Source organism: Anabaena sp. UHCC 0187 (genome assembly GCF_009712035.1).
In the GTDB taxonomy this organism is placed as follows: Bacteria; Cyanobacteriota; Cyanobacteriia; order Cyanobacteriales; family Nostocaceae; genus Dolichospermum.
Genome location: NZ_VILB01000005.1, coordinates 130,613 through 147,620, shown reverse-complemented (window position 1 = coordinate 147,620; position 17,008 = coordinate 130,613). Strand labels below are relative to the sequence as shown.

The 17,008-nt window shown below is 40.1% G+C and carries 18 protein-coding genes; 8 read left to right on the top strand and 10 right to left on the bottom strand.

What is annotated here, in order from left to right; genetic code table 11:
• Positions 1–170 precede the first annotated feature (170 nt).
• Positions 171–2,954, top strand: a complete 2,784-nt coding sequence (gene secA, locus FJR11_RS05330) for a preprotein translocase subunit SecA (protein ID WP_168502675.1) — start codon at positions 171–173, stop codon at positions 2,952–2,954.
• A 125-nt stretch (positions 2,955–3,079) separates the two neighbouring features.
• Here secA and FJR11_RS05325 read toward each other — a convergent pair whose 3' ends face one another.
• Together FJR11_RS05325 and FJR11_RS05320 are read right to left on the bottom strand one after the other, a co-directional pair.
• Complete coding sequence (locus tag FJR11_RS05325) at positions 3,080–3,409, bottom strand: type II toxin-antitoxin system PemK/MazF family toxin (protein WP_168502674.1); 330 nt, start codon at positions 3,407–3,409, stop codon at positions 3,080–3,082.
• Complete coding sequence (locus tag FJR11_RS05320) at positions 3,397–3,657, bottom strand: AbrB/MazE/SpoVT family DNA-binding domain-containing protein (RefSeq protein WP_168502673.1); 261 nt, start codon at positions 3,655–3,657, stop codon at positions 3,397–3,399. The genes FJR11_RS05325 and FJR11_RS05320 overlap by 13 nt, the downstream gene beginning before the upstream one ends.
• Positions 3,658–3,938: 281 nt before the next feature.
• On the opposite strand from FJR11_RS05320, the gene FJR11_RS05315 reads away from it, so the two are divergent.
• The 4 genes from FJR11_RS05315 to FJR11_RS05300 all read left to right on the top strand — a co-directional run bounded on the left by FJR11_RS05315 (position 3,939) and on the right by FJR11_RS05300 (position 6,503).
• Positions 3,939–4,808 carry a hypothetical protein gene (locus FJR11_RS05315; RefSeq protein WP_168502672.1) on the top strand — a complete coding sequence of 290 codons (870 nt, stop codon included), beginning with the start codon at positions 3,939–3,941 and terminating at the stop codon, positions 4,806–4,808.
• 382 nt (positions 4,809–5,190) lie between these two features.
• On the top strand, positions 5,191–5,403 hold the full coding sequence (locus FJR11_RS05310) for a hypothetical protein (protein ID WP_168502671.1): 213 nt from the start codon (positions 5,191–5,193) through the stop codon (positions 5,401–5,403).
• An 18-nt stretch (positions 5,404–5,421) separates the two neighbouring features.
• Positions 5,422–5,754, top strand: coding sequence for a hypothetical protein (locus tag FJR11_RS05305; protein ID WP_168502670.1), 333 nt, complete (start codon positions 5,422–5,424; stop codon positions 5,752–5,754).
• A 2-nt stretch (positions 5,755–5,756) separates the two neighbouring features.
• On the top strand, positions 5,757–6,503 hold the full coding sequence (locus FJR11_RS05300; protein WP_168502669.1) for an RNA methyltransferase: 747 nt from the start codon (positions 5,757–5,759) through the stop codon (positions 6,501–6,503).
• Positions 6,504–6,597: 94 nt separating this feature from the next.
• Here the strand turns inward: FJR11_RS05300 and FJR11_RS05295 are convergent, their stop codons facing one another.
• Positions 6,598–6,825 (bottom strand): transposase family protein, encoded by a 228-nt coding sequence (locus FJR11_RS05295; protein ID WP_371417460.1) that lies wholly within the window; start codon positions 6,823–6,825, stop codon positions 6,598–6,600.
• Positions 6,826–7,165: 340 nt separating this feature from the next.
• On the opposite strand from FJR11_RS05295, the gene nblR reads away from it, so the two are divergent.
• From nblR to FJR11_RS05280, 3 genes are all read left to right on the top strand, one after another.
• Entirely contained in the window at positions 7,166–7,858 is a 693-nt protein-coding gene (nblR, locus tag FJR11_RS05290; RefSeq protein WP_168502668.1) for a response regulator transcription factor NblR, read from the top strand.
• A gap of 153 nt (positions 7,859–8,011) precedes the next feature.
• Positions 8,012–8,548: a DUF192 domain-containing protein gene (locus tag FJR11_RS05285; protein WP_168502667.1), complete on the top strand. Its 537-nt coding sequence runs from the start codon at positions 8,012–8,014 to the stop codon at positions 8,546–8,548.
• Positions 8,549–9,173: 625 nt separating this feature from the next.
• Entirely contained in the window at positions 9,174–9,401 is a 228-nt protein-coding gene (locus FJR11_RS05280; protein ID WP_027400945.1) for a DUF2949 domain-containing protein, read from the top strand.
• Positions 9,402–9,496: 95 nt separating this feature from the next.
• Here the strand turns inward: FJR11_RS05280 and FJR11_RS05275 are convergent, their stop codons facing one another.
• From FJR11_RS05275 to truB, 7 genes are all read right to left on the bottom strand, one after another.
• The gene (locus FJR11_RS05275) at positions 9,497–10,645 is read right to left on the bottom strand and encodes an alanine--glyoxylate aminotransferase family protein (protein WP_168502666.1); all 1,149 of its coding nucleotides are present in this window, start codon (positions 10,643–10,645) and stop codon (positions 9,497–9,499) included.
• Between the two features lie 157 nt (positions 10,646–10,802).
• Positions 10,803–11,048 (bottom strand): DUF5340 domain-containing protein, encoded by a 246-nt coding sequence (locus tag FJR11_RS05270; RefSeq protein ID WP_168502665.1) that lies wholly within the window; start codon positions 11,046–11,048, stop codon positions 10,803–10,805.
• A 117-nt stretch (positions 11,049–11,165) separates the two neighbouring features.
• Entirely contained in the window at positions 11,166–12,047 is an 882-nt protein-coding gene (trpC, locus tag FJR11_RS05265) for an indole-3-glycerol phosphate synthase TrpC (protein ID WP_168502664.1), read from the bottom strand.
• A gap of 319 nt (positions 12,048–12,366) precedes the next feature.
• Positions 12,367–13,797, bottom strand: a complete 1,431-nt coding sequence (lpdA, locus tag FJR11_RS05260; RefSeq protein ID WP_168502663.1) for a dihydrolipoyl dehydrogenase — start codon at positions 13,795–13,797, stop codon at positions 12,367–12,369.
• A gap of 138 nt (positions 13,798–13,935) precedes the next feature.
• The gene (locus tag FJR11_RS05255; protein ID WP_168502662.1) at positions 13,936–14,700 is read right to left on the bottom strand and encodes a hypothetical protein; all 765 of its coding nucleotides are present in this window, start codon (positions 14,698–14,700) and stop codon (positions 13,936–13,938) included.
• Positions 14,701–14,725: 25 nt separating this feature from the next.
• The gene (locus FJR11_RS05250; protein ID WP_254444686.1) at positions 14,726–15,763 is read right to left on the bottom strand and encodes a hypothetical protein; all 1,038 of its coding nucleotides are present in this window, start codon (positions 15,761–15,763) and stop codon (positions 14,726–14,728) included.
• Positions 15,764–16,114: 351 nt separating this feature from the next.
• A complete protein-coding gene (gene truB / locus FJR11_RS05245; protein ID WP_168502660.1) occupies positions 16,115–16,996 on the bottom strand; it encodes a tRNA pseudouridine(55) synthase TruB in 882 nt (293 codons plus the stop codon).
• Positions 16,997–17,008: the final 12 nt, after the last annotated feature.

Genomic DNA, 17,008 nt, shown 5'->3' with positions numbered 1-17,008 from the left:
TTAAAACCAATCCTTATATAAAAGTGATTGATTAATTTTCATTCGGTTTTTGAGTAAATTCTCATTTTCCACCCATCCATAAGCACAACGGCTGGGTTAGATTAAACGTCTATAATCATATAGCCAAAGCTTAAATCTCCATTCCTCTTGATTTAATTCTATAAACTGCCATGCTAAAACTTTTGTTGGGCGATCCCAACGCTCGTAAACTTAAAAAATACCAACCTTACATTACAGAAATTAACCTCTTAGAAGAAGATATTAAGCCGCTGTCTGATGAACAGTTAAAAGCGAAAACCGTCGAGTTTAAACAACGGTTGGCTAATGGCGAAACCCTAGATGATATCTTGCCGGAAGCCTTTGCTGTGGTGCGGGAATCAGGGCGGCGTGTCTTAGGATTACGACACTTTGATGTGCAATTACAAGGTGGGATAATTCTCCATTTTGGGCAAATTGCCGAAATGAAAACTGGTGAAGGGAAAACTTTAGTAGCTACCCTACCAAGTTATTTAAATGCCCTGACTGGTAAAGGTGTCCACGTAATTACCGTCAATGATTACCTGGCGCGTCGGGACGCGGAATGGATGGGGCAGGTACACCGGTTCTTAGGGTTAAGTGTGGGGCTAATTCAGTCCAGTATGACTCCCAGCGAGCGCCAAAAAAACTATGAGTGTGATATTACCTATGTCACCAACAGCGAAATTGGCTTTGATTATCTACGGGATAATATGGCTACCTCTATGGCTGAGGTGGTGCAACGCCCATTTAATTTCTGTGTTATTGACGAGGTAGACTCGATTTTAGTTGATGAAGCCCGGACTCCATTAATTATTTCTGGTCAGGTGGAAAGACCTACAGAAAAATACTTAAAAGCGGCGGAAATTGCCTTTAGTCTTCAAAAAGATGAGCATTACGAAGTCAATGAAAAGGATCGTAACGTTCTGTTGACAGATGAGGGTTTTGCAGAATCGGAAAATCAATTGGGTGTAACCGATTTGTTTGACCCAGAAGACCCTTGGGCGCATTTTATGTTTAATGCGATTAAAGCCAAGGAATTGTTCCTCAAGGATGTGAATTATATTGTCCGCAATGACGAAATTGTCATTGTGGATGAATTTACAGGTCGGGTACTGCCGGGACGACGGTGGAGTGATGGTTTACACCAGGCAATTGAGGCGAAAGAACACGTAGAAATTCAGCCAGAAACCCAAACTTTGGCGACAATTACCTATCAAAATATGTTTTTGCTCTATCCCAAGTTGGGGGGAATGACGGGAACGGCAAAAACGGAAGAAGTAGAATTTGAAAAGATTTACAAACTGGAAGTGACGATTATTCCCACCAACCGGATTAGAAGACGGGAAGACTTGTCTGATATGGTGTTTAAGACTGAACCAGGTAAGTGGGGAGCGATCGCTAAAGAATGTGCCGAAATGCACGAAAATGGTAGACCTGTGTTAGTGGGGACAACTAGCGTCGAAAAATCTGAACTTCTCAGCCGACTCCTCAAGGAAATGGCAATTCCCCACGAGTTACTTAACGCTAGACCAGAAAACGTGGAACGGGAAGCGGAAATTATCGCCCAAGCTGGACGTGGTGGGGCTGTAACCATCGCTACCAACATGGCGGGACGGGGTACAGACATTATCCTGGGTGGTAACTCTGAGTATATGGCGCGGTTAAAACTGCGGGAATACTTTATGCCCAGGATTGTTAGCCCAGAAGATGATGATAGTTTTGGTGTACAAAGGGCTTCTGGACTACCTATCGGTGGTAGTGGTGGTGGTCAAGGCTTTGTTCCTGGTAAAAAGGTGAAAACTTGGCGGGCTTCTCCAGAAATTTTCCCCACTCAATTAAGCAAGGAAACAGAACAGCTTTTAAAAGCGGCTGTAGAGGTGGCTGTGAAGGCTTACGGTGAACGTAGTTTACCGGAATTGGAAGCAGAGGATAAGGTGGCTGTGGCGGCGGAAAAAGCCCCGACAGATGACTTGGTAATTCAGAAATTGCGGGAAGCTTACCAGCAGGTTAAGCATGAGTATGAAGAATTTACTGTCCGCGAACATGATGAGGTGGTGAGTAGAGGCGGTTTGCACGTAATTGGGACGGAACGCCATGAGTCACGACGGATTGACAACCAGTTGCGCGGACGGGCGGGCAGACAAGGCGACCCTGGAACTACAAGATTTTTCCTCAGTTTAGAGGATAACCTATTGCGGATCTTTGGGGGCGATCGCGTTGCTGGCTTGATGAATGCCTTCCAAGTGGAAGAAGATATGCCTATTGAGTCGGGAATGTTAACCCGCAGCTTAGAGGGCGCACAGAAGAAGGTAGAAACCTATTACTACGACATCCGTAAACAGGTATTTGAGTATGATGAGGTGATGAATAACCAACGGCGGGCTATCTATGCGGAACGTCGTCGGGTGTTGGAAGGTCAAGATTTGAAGGAACAGGTGATAAAATACGCAGAAAAAACGATGGACGACATCGTTGATTATTACATCAACCCTGATTTACCTTCGGAAGAATGGGAATTAGAAAAGTTGGTGGATAAGGTGAAGGAGTTTGTTTACCTGTTGGCTGATATGCAGTCTGTCCAGTTGGAGGATATGGGAGTTGCGGAAATTAAAGCTTTCCTCCACGAACAAGCGCGGATTGCCTATGATATGAAGGAATCGCAAATTGACCAAATTCAACCGGGTTTAATGCGTCAAGCGGAACGGTTTTTTATTCTTCAACGCATAGATACTTTGTGGCGGGAGCATCTGCAACAAATGGATGCTTTGCGTGAGTCTGTTGGCTTGCGTGGTTATGGACAAAAAGACCCGTTGATTGAGTATAAGAGTGAGGGTTATGAGTTGTTCTTGGATATGATGGTGAATATCCGCCGTGATGTGGTTTATTCTCTGTTTATGTTCCAGCCTCAAGCACAGCAAACTGCTGAGATGGTTTAGGAGTTTTTTTCTCGCAGAGACGCGGAGGCACGGAGGGTGTTTTCTGCGTCTTTTGTTTTATGGGGAGAAGGGGAGAAATGAACCACGAAGGAGCGAAGAGCGCGAAGGAAGAGGAGGAAGAAGAGTTATTCAGCGAACATTTCAGCTAGGATATCCAGAACTGTTTTTTGTTCTTCTGTCGTAATTTGACCTAGAAGTTTGACTAATTGAGTTTTATCTACTGTGCGAATTTGATCTAGGACAATTTGTCCTTCTTTTTCTTGAAATTGACAGGTTACTCTTGTCGGGTATGTTTGCCCTTTTGTTGTCATTGGTGCAACTATGACGGTGGCAATATGGTGGTTTATTTCGTTGGGTGAAATTACTAAACAGGGGCGTGTTTTTTGAATTTCACTCCCAATGGTAGGATCAAGATTAACTAGGAAAACATCAAATCTGTTAACTACCATTGCCATTCATCTTTATCCCATTCTGTTATATTGATATCATCTAATAGGACATCATCTTGTTTTTTTGCCATTTCTATAAATGCTTTTTCCCAACCTTTTCTTACTTGTTCAACTGGGCGAATAATGAGATGATTACCGTGAACTTCTATTTCTACTTCTGAGTTAATTCCGCTTTGTTCTAATAGGGTTTTGGGAATGCGTAAACCTTGGGAATTGCCGATTTTGACTATTCGGGTTTTGATTGCTTTACCCATTTTTGGTGTTTGGGGATAGGGTGGTGTTTACATTGTAATTACAATAATTGAAATATCAAGTCAAAAGCCTCAAGTAATGGTGTAAACGACTGAGATGGGTTAAAATGTATTTCACACAAAGACGCAGAGACACAAAAAGGTTTTTTCTACATCTTTGTTTTATGATGATAAAGGGAGAAATGAACCACGAAGGAGGGAAGGATACGAAGGAAGAAGAGTTAAAGAGAGTTTTTGTATAAGGTTCTTGATGCAAACTGTTAATTTTTAAACATTAACATAGTATGGTTAACAGAAGATACTATTCAGTACGGACAGGCAAAAATCCAGATGCGATTCGTTTCGATTTAGAGATGCTTCGTCGTTTATTTCGGGACATATATTTGGAATTTACATCAAACGATTATTTCCAAGAAGCTTTTGGCTTTGACTGCGTAGATGCCGGAGAAGTTGCAGGTAAATTAGGTGCTGATATTGAAGCTCAAATGTTTAGGGTTTTACGAAAGCCTAATTTATGGACAATCCAAGATAAATGCTTAAACTATAGTGAAGATGATTTATTCGATGTAATAGAATTATTATATGATTGGATATCCAAGCCTATTGATGGGTTTCATCATACTTTTGGTAATTGTGGTTGGCATTACAATACATTTGATAAAATAGCTGGACAAAAAGAATTTAGGGATAAAATCAATGATATTCTTTGCGACTATCAAGATGGTTATGAACTCTCTGAAAATGGTGAAATTTTAGAACAGGCAGAACAAGGACTAGATTTACTTTTTGAAGCAAATTTACCTACCTATGATCCAGAAAATGTTGAAACAAGAGTAGAAGCAGCAATTATCAAATTTAGGCGATATCGTTCATCTCTCAATGATAGGCGTGATGCCATAAAGAACTTAGTAGATGTATTAGAATTCCTCAAGCCTAAGATTCAACAAATAATCACTTCAAAAGATGAAAGTGATTTATTTAATCTAGCTAATAACTTCGGTATTCGTCATCATAATCAAAAACAAAAGATAGATTTTGATCAAGCTATTTGGTATAGCTGGATGTTTTATTATTATCTGGCAACTATTCATGCTTGTTTAAGATTAATAAATAAAGCTGACAATAAGAAAAGCAATAATTCTGGATCTGACTAATACCATAATAGCAAATCTTAATCTTTACTTTGGAGTGACACACCTCTTTAACAGCTTGTCTTTCAATGAAGTAAATTATAACTAATAATACGTGATGTTATTACCCCATCTTCATTATCATAAAAATATGAAGAGTTGGCATCTTCAGCAGCAATAACCATCGCCATATCTGATTGAGGGATAGTTCTTAATGATGGAATATTATTCAACTATAATACCGTAAATTTATTTACATAAAATTAAGTTAGGTGATAGAAAATTGTTATAATATAATTATTCAGTCAAGAGGTCTGACTTTTTCAAATCATGTTAGCAAGGTCTACTCTTGACTGACTTTTATTTTCCAATAACATAGTATTTAACAATGCTAGGAAAAAATATTATGACTACATCTATTGCTGACCAAGTTATTGAACAATTAAAAATTATGCCTCAAGACTTGCAATATCAAGTCCTAGAATTTGCCCGCAATTTGACAACTTCAAAGATCAAAGGTGTTCCCGGTAAACAATTACTGCGTTTTGCAGGTTCAATACCTAAAGAAGACTTACAGCTAATGAGTGAAGCAATAGAACAATTACAAGATAGAAAATAATCCACTTTGGAAAAATATATGCCAAAAATTACCCTAGAAGTATCAGAAGAACTATCTCAACAAATAGCACAAATAGGCAATGAACGCCTACCAGAACTACTTGCTTTGAGTCTTCAACAACCAGCAATACCAACACAAGTTTACCAATATATCCTTAATTTTCTTGCCAGTAACCCCACTCCTCAACAAATTGTTGAATTTAAACCCACACCGGAAATGCAAGACCGGTTACGTACTTTACTAGCACGTAATAAAGCAGGTGATATTAACCCCAGAGAGTTAAAAGAACTGGATGAGTATGAACGTATTGAACATTTAATTGTGATGATTAAAGCTGGTAAAAATAAATAAGTATGACAGAAAATATTAATATAAAAACCAGTTGCAACAACGTAATTATCGTCTTAGTAGAACCAGCCGGTCCATTGAATGTCGGTTCTGTAGCCAGGGTAATGAAAAATTTTGGCTTATCTAAACTAATATTAGTCAATCCTCAATGCGATCGCACATCCGATGATGCTTTAAAAATGGCAGTTCATGGTAAAGATATTTTAGAATCTGCGGTCATAGTAGATACATTACCACAAGCATTGCATGGCTGTGTCCGTGCCATTGCTACTATGGGACGGGAATACAGTGGAGAAATCCCCCTAGAAACCCCCCGCACCGCTTTACCCTGGTTATTGGCAGAAGTAGAAAAGCCTGTAGCCTTAATTTTTGGTAGGGAAGATAGAGGATTAACTAATGAAGAATTAAGTTATGCCCACAAATTAGTTTTTATTCCCACTAATCCAGAATATCCATCTTTGAATTTAGCTACTGCGGTTTCTATTTGTTGTTATGAATTATCACAGTCTACGGATTTATTTACAGAAGAGAATATACCTGATCCAGAAATTGCCTCATTAGATGTTATGGAAGCTTTTTATCAACAATTAGAATCTTTATTGCTTGCCATAGGTTATCTTTATCCCCATACCGCAGCTAGTCGCATGGAAAAATTTCGTCACCTCTATAACCGTGCTTATTTACAAACTGCCGAAGTGGGAATGTTACGGGGGATTTTACGACAGGTAAAATGGGCAATTAAGCAAAAATAGGGAACAGATAAGAAACACTCATTTGCAAAAGTCTAGAGCTTTAGTCAAAAAAAGATATTTTTAAAAGATGCGTAGCACGAAAAAAACAGTGTCATTATTTCAATTTCATGTTTTTAAACATGAGTTTTTTCTGTTCCCTGTTGCTTCGGAGTTCCCTCTGAAATTGTTTACATTTAAACTGTCGGCGATTAACTTCTAAAAATACTTCTTTTTCTGCAAAAGGGAGGTCTTTAATAATATGTCTATGATTTTGATATAATTTATGGCTGGTTGTGCCACATTTAGGGCAGGTACTAAATGAATTTTCTTGTTCGATTTTCATTGAGGTATCTTACATCCATTGTAGGTCTGTGGGCATTAGACTTTCCGCTAAAAGAGCGATATCGCTACTCTATGTCACAAAGCAAAGAACGCACCCTTTCTTTTGAACAACTCCAGTTCTCAATTTGGACGAGGTTTAGATGGAACTCACACTAAAATTACGAGCAAAAATTATTATTGTTCGGATTGAGTTGCGGAACCTTGTCTATAGGTGCAACCGGAAAATCAGTAACTTGAGTTAATATTGTCTGAAATACCACTAACACGGTAACAGGCTATAACTATAGGTGAGGGTTTTTCCAATTCAATTACCAATCCCCAATCCCATAACCCCAACTGCTATGATAGCTACCCACAATCCCGCCGTTTTTGTTTTGGTGATTGAACCAGATGAAACTTTAGCTAATCAATTAGCTTTTGATTTACAAGAAGCTGGTTATGATGCAATTGTGACTCATGATGCCGTTAATGGATTACAATTCTGTCGAGATCGCCAACCTGCTTTAATTGTTGTAGATCGAATGCTCGTCGGAGAATCAGGACTATCTTTGTGTAAAAATCTTAGAAATATTGGTAATCGTTCTCCTGTACTGATTTTAATGGCCAGAGATACAGTAGATGATCGCATAGCCTGTTTAGATGCTGGTGCTGATGATTACATCCTCAAACCTTACCGCTCGGAAGATTTTTTAAAATTGATTCGTCTCTATCTCAAACCAGATATTGATACCACAGAGCAATTACGCTTTGGTGATTTGATTTTAGATATAGGAACGCGTCGCGCTATTTACAACAGTAAGGCCATTGACTTAACCATGAAGGAATTTGAACTCTTAAAGTTCTTAATGGAACATCCCCGCGAAGTATTAACCCGCGACAAAATTTTAGAAAATGTTTGGGGTTACGACTTTATGGGTGAGTCTAATGTGATTGAGGTGTATATTCGTTACCTCCGCCTCAAAATTGAAGAAGAAGGTCAAAAACGCCTGATTCAAACTGTACGCGGTGTAGGCTACGTACTCAGAGACTCCTAAAATCCATAAAAAAAAGAAATAACCACAAATAAAATCTAAATTTGTGGGCAATTTTGCAGAAATTAAGTAGAATAATCGGAATCTAAATTCCAGTAAATAAGGTGATTGATAAAATCATCGCTTTTGCCCTAGTCCCGATTTCCGGTATTATTTATGATCTCCTGGCTCAGTCTCTGTTCAATATTACTCAGTATTTTCCTGATAGGCTGTTCACCACCAACCACAGCTAAATCTCCCTCTATGACACCAGCATCACCAACCCAAACACCAGTAAATGCTGGACAAAATCTACCAATTTCCGCTCAGGCTACTCTTCCTCAAAATGTAAAAATTCAGTTAGAAGTAGCGCAAACATCAGAACAGCAAATGATGGGTTTAATGTATAGACCGGCTTTACCCGATAACCGAGGAATGCTGTTTGTTTTTCCGAACCCACAACCAGTAAAATTTTGGATGAAGAATGTACCTGTTCCTTTAGATATGGTATTTCTCCATAAAGGTGCAGTTAAGTATATCCAAGGATCTGCTCCACCTTGCAAAAAAGAACCTTGTTCCACATACGGTCCAAATGTACTGATAGATCAAGTAATTGAACTGAGGTCAGGACGAGCCGCAGAACTAGGCTTACGGAAAGGAGATCAGGTCAAAATTGATTTCTTAACTCCTAAAGTTCCTCAGTCAAGAGGATGAAGATTTTCTAGCAATGATCCAGTTTGGATATAGCAGGGCTTAATATTTCTGAATTTTTATCTGATACAGAATTATTCTGTTAAAAAAACTGTTCCGCAACCTAGCATAAATAGGCGTGAAGAGGTTAATATTTAGCAGTAGCCTGAATAACATCAAATTTTAGTTTTTTTCCAGTTAAAATCATGACTTCAGAGTTTAGTAACAGAAATCTCCCTTTTAGCTCAAGTGTAAATAGTCGCTAATAGAGGAGTATAGGATATAAAATCTTTGTTACTTAAACGACAAAAGTAAACTAGCGGATGTTCATGCTCAGGCTAACATCATGGTTAAAGTATTCTCTAAATCTTGTCCTGATAGGATACATGAGCTACTGTATTACGAATTTTCCCCGTTATTGTAAGTAGCGTGGTGTAGTAGTACATCCAATAAAGTTAGTGCTTTAGAAACAGGTTATTTAGAAGAATGCAATGTTTTTCTATACAACCTATAGATATTGATATAGCAGGAGTCACTGAGTTTCATTATCAATTGATGTCCTAACCGCCTTGTCTGTTGCTATACAAGCAGAGAAAAGTAACAAATAAAATACTGGCTATACAATACTCACAAAATAAATAATCAATCTATGATCATCAATTCTACTCAAGGAGGTGAGATACAAATGACACCATCAAGATATTCTCGGCTCATTAATTTTCTCCAGGAAGATTTGGCAATTTCGGCCGCTTCCTTAGCCGTAGCATTACGTAACCGTGATCAAGATCCTGGTTCTTTAACCATGACTCTTTGGCAGTATGGGTTAATTACTCTTGAACAGTTAGAACAAATTTATGACTGGCTAGAAACGGCGTAGGGAAGAGGCAAGAGGCAGGGTGCAGGGTGCAGGGTGCAGGGGGAAAAATTTTTCCATTACCCATTACCCATGACCCATTACCAACCTAATGACTATTAGGCAAAAACTTTTGCTGCTGCTGCTATACCAGCGCCGGGGGTGAAATTTTCATGGCCGACTTGTGGCAGGACAACTTCTAGGGAAGCAATACAGCTAAGAATATCCCGATCACTGACAAAACCCAAGTGACCTATGCGGAAAATTTTATTACTCAGATGGTCTTGTCCACCAGCTAAAGCAATATCAAACCGTTTTTTCATTAAAGAGCGAATTTTATCGGTTTCGATGCCTGGTGTGGCTACAGCGGTAATGGCGGGACTGGCACATTCATCAGCAGCAAACAATGATAAATTTAACGCCTTCATCGCCGCACGGGTAGCATTTTTTTGGCGTTCATGACGGGTAAAGATAGATTCCAATCCTTCCTTCTTCATCATTCCCAAGGTGGTGTGTAATGCCACCATTAAGTTGACGGGAGGAGTAAAGGGAGTGGTATTTTTAGCGGTAGCTTTGCGATATTTACCTAAATCTAAATAATACTTAGGCAATTTTGCGGTTTTGTAGGCTTCCCAAGCTTTGGGACTAACGGAGACAAATCCTAAACCGGGAGGAATCATGTAGCCTTTTTGTGAACCGGAAGCGACTACATCCAAAGCTAAAGCGTCTACAGGGACGTTATAAGCCCCTAAACTGGTGACAGCATCAACAATGATTAAAGCCTCACCATGTTCTTTAACGTGGCGGTTAATAGCTTCTAGATCATTGATGACACCAGTGGAGGTTTCGCTGTGGGTGATAATTACAGCTTTGATTTCTTTGTTGGTATCAGCTTGCAGTTTGGTGGCAAATTGGGCTGGGTCTAAGGGTTGTCCCCATTCTGCGGTAACTGTTTCCACATTTAAGCCAAAGGCTTCACCCACTTCTACCCAACGTTCACCGAATTTACCATTAGAACCAACTAAAATGCGATCGCCTGGAGAAAGGAAATTAATGATTCCCGCTTCTACAGCACCAGTACCGCTGACGTTTAACATTAATACATCACTTGTGGTTTGATGTAGCCATTTGAGGTTTTCTGTCACCTCTCCCATCATCGTACTAAATTCGCCACTGCGGTGGCCAATGGGGTGCTTGGCTAATGCTAGTAAAGCAGCTTCTGGAACTGGGGTAGGCCCAGGAATCATCAGCATCAATTTATCGTCCATGTTTGTCTCCTAGTTGAAAATTTCAATACAATCCAAATTAACCCCTCCAGGGGATAAAAATCCAAAAAATAACCTACTAAAATCTTTTAATAGGAAGTCTAGTTAAAAGCCCCGCTTTTGCAGGGCTGGGTTTTTGTCCAGATAGAAACAGCATTCATTAGGAATAGTCAACTTTATCCGCAAAATGATTAATAGACCAACGGTGATCAATCACTAAAGAGGATGATTGAAAAGTTTCTTCTAGTCGCTTTTGTTGGGATGCAGCTTTTCGCAGGGTAATAATCAGTTGATTAACTTGATTGCGAAGGTCTTGGTTTTGACCTAGAGAAGTCATGGTTTGCTTTTCTAAAAGTTGAAGTATAAGTTCGTAATGAATAGGAGAAGGTAAAGGAATTGGCTCCATGTAGTTTATTCTGAAGTTGCAACTTAGGAATTTTTAATTAGTTAAAGTTTAGCTAATCCCGGATTAATTGTTACACAGGAAATCAATAATTGCCATTATTTTCAATCAAGATTGTGATTAAGCAAATAGATTTGCTATTGCTAATTGAGGATCTGGTTGTTTGACCAATGATTCACCAATTAATACAGCGGATGCACCTGCTGTTTTAACTACACTTAAATCCTCTGGGTGATGTAATCCTGATTCACTGACTACAAGAATATTCTTTGCTTGTAATTGCTCACCTCTAGCTGTTAGTAATTGACAAGTAGTTTGCAAGTCAACGGAAAAATCTTCTAAGTTGCGATTATTAATACCGACTAAAGACACACCATCCAAAGCCAATACCCGATCTAATTCTTCTAAGTTATGCACTTCTATTAAAGCTGCCATTTTCAAGTTATTAGCAATTTTGATAAAGTATTGCAAATCTTGATCATTGAGAATTGCTGCTATTAATAAAACTGCATCTGCTCCATGAATTCGCGCCCAATACATTTGGTAAGGATAGATAATAAAATCCTTACATAGCAAAGGTAAATCCACCGCAGAACGGACTAAAGATAGGTTTTCAAAACTACCCTGAAAAAATTTAACATCTGTCAGCACAGAAAGGCAACTAGCTCCACCAGCTTGATAAGATTGAGCGATATTTACTGGATCAAAATCTGCCCTAAATACCCCTTTACTGGGAGAAGCTTTTTTGACTTCAGCAATTAAAGCAGGGTTAGTTTTACCTTGACGCAAAGCGGCAATAAAATCACGAATAGGTGGTGCAGTTAAGGCTTTTTTTTGCAATTCTCGCAAAGGTAGCCTTTCCCGCATTTTCTCAACTTCTGTTTCTTTTTGCCAAACAATTTCTTCTAAAATATTATTTGGTGCAGCCCCTTCTATAGCGGATTTATATTGGATTATAGAAACATTAATAGCTCGGCTAGGTGAACGACGACGGATTTGCATATTGTGTAAGAATTTAGGAGTCAGGAGTCAGGAGTCAGGAGTCAGGAGTCAGGAGTTCGGAGTCAGGAGTTCGGAAAGAAGAATGAAGAAGAAAGAACATTTTTCTCTTCCCCATTACCTACAGCACTTCCTTCTGTTATGAGGTACAAGAACCCCACCCCCAATCCCCTCCAATATCAAAAGTTTATCCTTTTCTTCCCCCCGTTGCGGGGGGATTGAGGGGGGTGCGATGAGGGGGTGCGATGAGGGGGCTAAGATGTACCTCATAAGAGCGGAAACCGCTGTATTACCTATCACCTGTAACTCCTCAATTCTTCTACTAACTAACTAATGCCCGTTTATAAGCTTCATCTAGAACTTCTGAAAGCGTGGGGTGAGCATGAACCAGATAAGCAAGAGTTTGGATAGATTGACGGTTAGCAACAGCGGCTGCAGCTTCGTGAATTAAATCTGAGGCGTGGGGACCAAAGATATGTACACCTAAGACTTCGCCTGTATCTTTGCGATAAATTACCTTGGCCATCCCATCAGTATCATTTTCGGCTAAGGCTTTAGAATTACCTTTAAAGTAACTCTTACTGGTGGCGATTTCAAAACCTTCAGTTAGACCTAAAGCATGGGCGGCGGTTTCTGTCAAACCCACATAACTAACTTCTGGATGGGTAAAAGCAGCGGCGGGAATACTGCGGTAGTCAACAGTTTTATGACGACCCAGAATATTTTCTACAGCAATGATCCCTTGGGCAGATGCCGCATGAGCTAACATCATTTTTCCGGTAGCATCACCAATAGCCCAGAGATGGGGGACAATTTCGCCGTTTGATAATACGGCCATATTATCATTAACAGGAATAAAATTGCGGCGGTCAAGTTCAACGCCAACGGATTCTAGACCAAGATTTTGGGTAGCAGGAACACGACCGGTAGCCACTAAACAAGCATCAACTTCCAGAACTTCTAAATCTTCTTTAGTTTCAAAGTCAGCCAACTCAATGACTACTGGTGAACCAGGAATAATTTTTTTGGCGTAAATGCCGACTTTGGTTTCAATATCACGGGGGTTAATTAAGACCCGTTCTGCCAGTTTAGCGATATCTCGGTCAAATCCTGGCATTAACTCACTTAGAGCTTCAATTAAGGTAATTTCACAACCTAAAGCTGAGTAAACATCAGAAAATTCTAATCCGATGTAACCACTACCGATAATCGCCACCCATTTAGGGAGAGTTTCTAGTTTAACGCCTTGGTCACTGGTAAAGACAGTTTTGCCATCTACTTCAATTCCAGGGGGAACGAAGGGGACAGAACCAGGGGAAAGGATGATATTTTGGGCGGTGATGGTTTTCTCACCTTTATCTGTGACGATGGTAACTTTTTGTGTCCCAGATACCTTGCCCCAACCCCGGATAATATCAACTCCCAAGCGTTTGAGGCTGTTGGTTAAGTCTCCTTGAATTTTGGAGACGAGATTGTTAGCATGATCAGCGATCGCTTGCCGTTCAAACTCGACATTACCAATCTGTATTCCCAAAGACTTGAGGTGATGGGCGTTGCGTAATTCTCTCACCTTTCCTGAAGCTGCCAGCAATGCCTTAGAAGGAATACAGCCCCTGTTTACACAAGTTCCTCCCATCTCCCCAGCTTCAATAATCGCTGTTTTCTGACCGCAACTGATAGCGTGTAAGGCCGCACCATGTCCACCCACACCAGCGCCGATAATGACTAAATCGTAATCAAATCCAGGACTCACTTTTGTTTCCCCGTTTTTTTTGGGCTATTTTTTCTTAACTTAACTTTTTTATGGAACTTTCTCAAATTTACAAAAAATAACGGAGAAGCTCTTTTTGTCTCTCCGTTGTTTTTTATACGTGTGTAATTAGACTTGAGATTAGTTAATAGCGGCTCTCAATTCTTTTAGTGCTTTCCCAATTGCTAAGAACTCTTCGTTTTGTGCGAGTTGTTGCAGAGCCACTGGACTGCTTTCTCGGATAATATCGTTGTAAGCACTAATAGCATCGTTCAACTGGTTGATATCTACATCTACTTCAGTATTTGCTTCAGTATCAGGAATTGGTGTCAGATTCTCACTTGGTTGAGTATCAGCCGCTTGAGAAATTGTGAACTTAGCTTTTAGAGCTTTTGTGCTGGATACTAACTGTTCTTGTGGTAACTGAGCGACAGGAAGGGCTGGGACTGAGGCTTGTCTACGAGAACCATATAGACCAAACAAAGCTCTCATCAAGGATTCTACACGTCCTGGAGGCGCACCGATATTAATAAAACGAGCAGCGATCAATTGAAGGTTGCCATTTGGAATTCCCTTCAAAATGAGAACGATAATAGAAGAATTACCACCAGGAAAATTCAGTAATGTGTTACGCCCAGCTTGATTGAGAATAATCTGAATTGGCTGACTAATAATCAATAAACCAGTTGTTAAAATCCTCACATTAGGAGAAAGTGATAGAGGCCGTCCACTTGTAGCACCTCCACTCAAAGACCCGGCTGCACCTTTACTAGGACCAGCTCCACTTCCAGACCCGGCCGCACCTTTACTAGGTGAATTACTTTGGGCTTGGCTCGGTAGCTGCCAAGTGAGCGACAGTATGGGAAACAGACTGAGGGCAAGAATAAAAGTTTTGATTTTTAACATGGTGATTTTCTCAGTATGGAAGTGTTTATTTAGGTAAGGAAGAACTGGAACCATAACCTACAGTCAGAACAAATACGGTACCACCTGGGCTGTTATCAGTGAGATCAGCACCCTGGGCTGTAATTGTTAAGGGGATGGTAGGGACGGGAATGAAAGAAGCCCCAACGTTTAAACCAACTCCACTCCAACCTAAACCTACACCTACCTGGGGATGAACTTGCACACCCACGCCACCAAATACCCCCGTACTAGCATTACCTTGTCGGAAGTCGCCACCGCCTGCTCCTACAGAAAAGGATATAGGCATTTGATTAACAGGATCGTTAACTTTTAAAAAGGAGTAAGTTGTGACTACACCATAAGCACCGGAAGGTCTAATCCCTTCATTGCCATACTGAGCAAAGGTATTCCAGCCACCAGCTACAGCTACTATATTGTTGTCTTTTTCATAGACAATGCGGTGAGCTTTGAGGTCAAAAGTGCCATTTTCCCCAAAATTCTTAATACTGCCGATAGTGTAGCCAAGTTCTAGTCCAACTAATTTTCGGGCATCTCCTAAACCAATACTTGTACTGATACTCCCGTCTACGTCACCGTTTCTAAGTTTACCCGCAGTGGCTCCTGATGCTTCTATAGAAAATTCACCCCAGCTTGCCCCGAAAGCACTGGGAGTGCCAAAATTAAGTCCAGGTCTGTAGGTTCGCTTGACTGAACCTGCTTTAACCAGGGGTTGAATTAATAAATCTTGGCGTAATTTATCAGCATCAATGGAACTGTTAGCAGCGGGTACAGAAGAGTCTGTTTGAGAAATTACCTGGGGTTGTTTTTGCTCAAGAATAGATTCTGCCTTTTGTCCTAATTCTCCTTTTTTCGCTAGGACTTGTTTGAGATCCGGTAAAGTATTCTCTTGGGCAGCTTGATGAGTGACTAATTTGCTATTCTGGTTTTCTGAAGCTATCTTATCTGCTGCTACGGCAGGGGCAACTGAAATAGCAGTGCTGAAAGAAATATAACTTAACAGGCTTGTGCCTATTAACTGCGCCCAATTAAGGCGTAACAACATACATAAAAAATTTGTGCTTTTCAAAGTCTTACTCCCCACAATGTTAATACGCGCTCAACGATGAACTAAAAGAAATTCACTAAAAAATGATTCAATGTCATTGAGTGAAATTTCCCCAGCTTCTGGTAATAAATAACCTTAACCTTGGGAGATTTTTAGTAGCCCCAAGATAAAAACGTAGGTATATACCATATACTTCTCTATACCTCTTCAAGCTACTAGACGACACTCAGGGTATAAATCATTTTATTTTTACGGAATTATGAAAATTATACCACCCATACTAAAAATGTCCATACAGAACTTCCGGAGCGTGGCGTTAGCCATACTCCTTTTTTAATTGTTTAATTTTCAATTTGTAAATTCATAAAATACCATTTGGGGAATTAATAAATCATCTTCTAATTTCCCGATTCCCAAAAAATTGGTTTCTGTTTCATAAACTCGCACGAAGTCGGGAATAGCCAGATTGAGGGGAATTTTTTGACCTTGACACCATTTTTTAGCTGATGCTGTTGGTAAATCTACAGATACTAAATGCTGTAATGGTGCGTCTGGGGCTAGAGGTTGAAATCTGTTGGTTTGGAGTTGGGTTTCTAAATCTGTGAAGGTGAGACTGTCTGGGATCTGAAAACTGCTGCTTTCTGTGCGGATTAGGGCTGCTAAAGTACCACCTGTATTTAATATTATACCTAAGTCACGAGCGATCGCCCGAATATATGTTCCCGTACCACAGGAGATGGCTATATCTAATTCTGGAAAATCCCCGTCTCGCCAGTCTATCACCTGAATTTGGGATATCTCTACTATTCGCATGGGAACTTCAACTATTTCCCCTTTCCGTGCTAAATCATATAGGCGTTTGCCGTCGATTTGAATGGCGCTATAGCTGGGGGGAATTTGCTCAATTTTACCAATAAACTGGGAAAGTGCCGTTTTCACATTGTCCAAATCCAAGCCTGAACAAGGAGTAGAGGTAATAATTTCACCCTCTAAATCATCAGTGGTGGTACGCACACCGAGACGAATCGTGGCTTGATAAGCTTTTTTCCCTGGTAAATATTGTAGTAATCTGGTGGCTTTACCCAACGCTATCGGTAATACTCCGGTGGCTTTGGGGTCTAAAGTTCCTGCGTGTCCGACTCGTTTCATATTCAGGAGTTTTCGTACCTTGGCTACGCAGTCATGAGAAGTCCAATCCAGTGGTTTGTTTAAATTCAGAAAACCTTGCACAATTTTAGATTT

Coding starts and splice junctions, on each gene's coding strand:
- secA (WP_168502675.1), top strand. CDS start 171: ATGCTAAAACTTTTGTTGGGCGATCCCAACGCTCGTAAACTTAAAAAA.
- FJR11_RS05325 (WP_168502674.1), bottom strand. CDS start 3,409: ATGGCAATGGTAGTTAACAGATTTGATGTTTTCCTAGTTAATCTTGAT.
- FJR11_RS05320 (WP_168502673.1), bottom strand. CDS start 3,657: ATGGGTAAAGCAATCAAAACCCGAATAGTCAAAATCGGCAATTCCCAA.
- FJR11_RS05315 (WP_168502672.1), top strand. CDS start 3,939: ATGGTTAACAGAAGATACTATTCAGTACGGACAGGCAAAAATCCAGAT.
- FJR11_RS05310 (WP_168502671.1), top strand. CDS start 5,191: ATGACTACATCTATTGCTGACCAAGTTATTGAACAATTAAAAATTATG.
- FJR11_RS05305 (WP_168502670.1), top strand. CDS start 5,422: ATGCCAAAAATTACCCTAGAAGTATCAGAAGAACTATCTCAACAAATA.
- FJR11_RS05300 (WP_168502669.1), top strand. CDS start 5,757: ATGACAGAAAATATTAATATAAAAACCAGTTGCAACAACGTAATTATC.
- FJR11_RS05295 (WP_371417460.1), bottom strand. CDS start 6,825: ATGAAAATCGAACAAGAAAATTCATTTAGTACCTGCCCTAAATGTGGC.
- nblR (WP_168502668.1), top strand. CDS start 7,166: ATGATAGCTACCCACAATCCCGCCGTTTTTGTTTTGGTGATTGAACCA.
- FJR11_RS05285 (WP_168502667.1), top strand. CDS start 8,012: ATGATCTCCTGGCTCAGTCTCTGTTCAATATTACTCAGTATTTTCCTG.
- FJR11_RS05280 (WP_027400945.1), top strand. CDS start 9,174: ATGATCATCAATTCTACTCAAGGAGGTGAGATACAAATGACACCATCA.
- FJR11_RS05275 (WP_168502666.1), bottom strand. CDS start 10,645: ATGGACGATAAATTGATGCTGATGATTCCTGGGCCTACCCCAGTTCCA.
- FJR11_RS05270 (WP_168502665.1), bottom strand. CDS start 11,048: ATGGAGCCAATTCCTTTACCTTCTCCTATTCATTACGAACTTATACTT.
- trpC (WP_168502664.1), bottom strand. CDS start 12,047: ATGCAAATCCGTCGTCGTTCACCTAGCCGAGCTATTAATGTTTCTATA.
- FJR11_RS05255 (WP_168502662.1), bottom strand. CDS start 14,700: ATGTTAAAAATCAAAACTTTTATTCTTGCCCTCAGTCTGTTTCCCATA.
- FJR11_RS05250 (WP_254444686.1), bottom strand. CDS start 15,763: ATGTTGTTACGCCTTAATTGGGCGCAGTTAATAGGCACAAGCCTGTTA.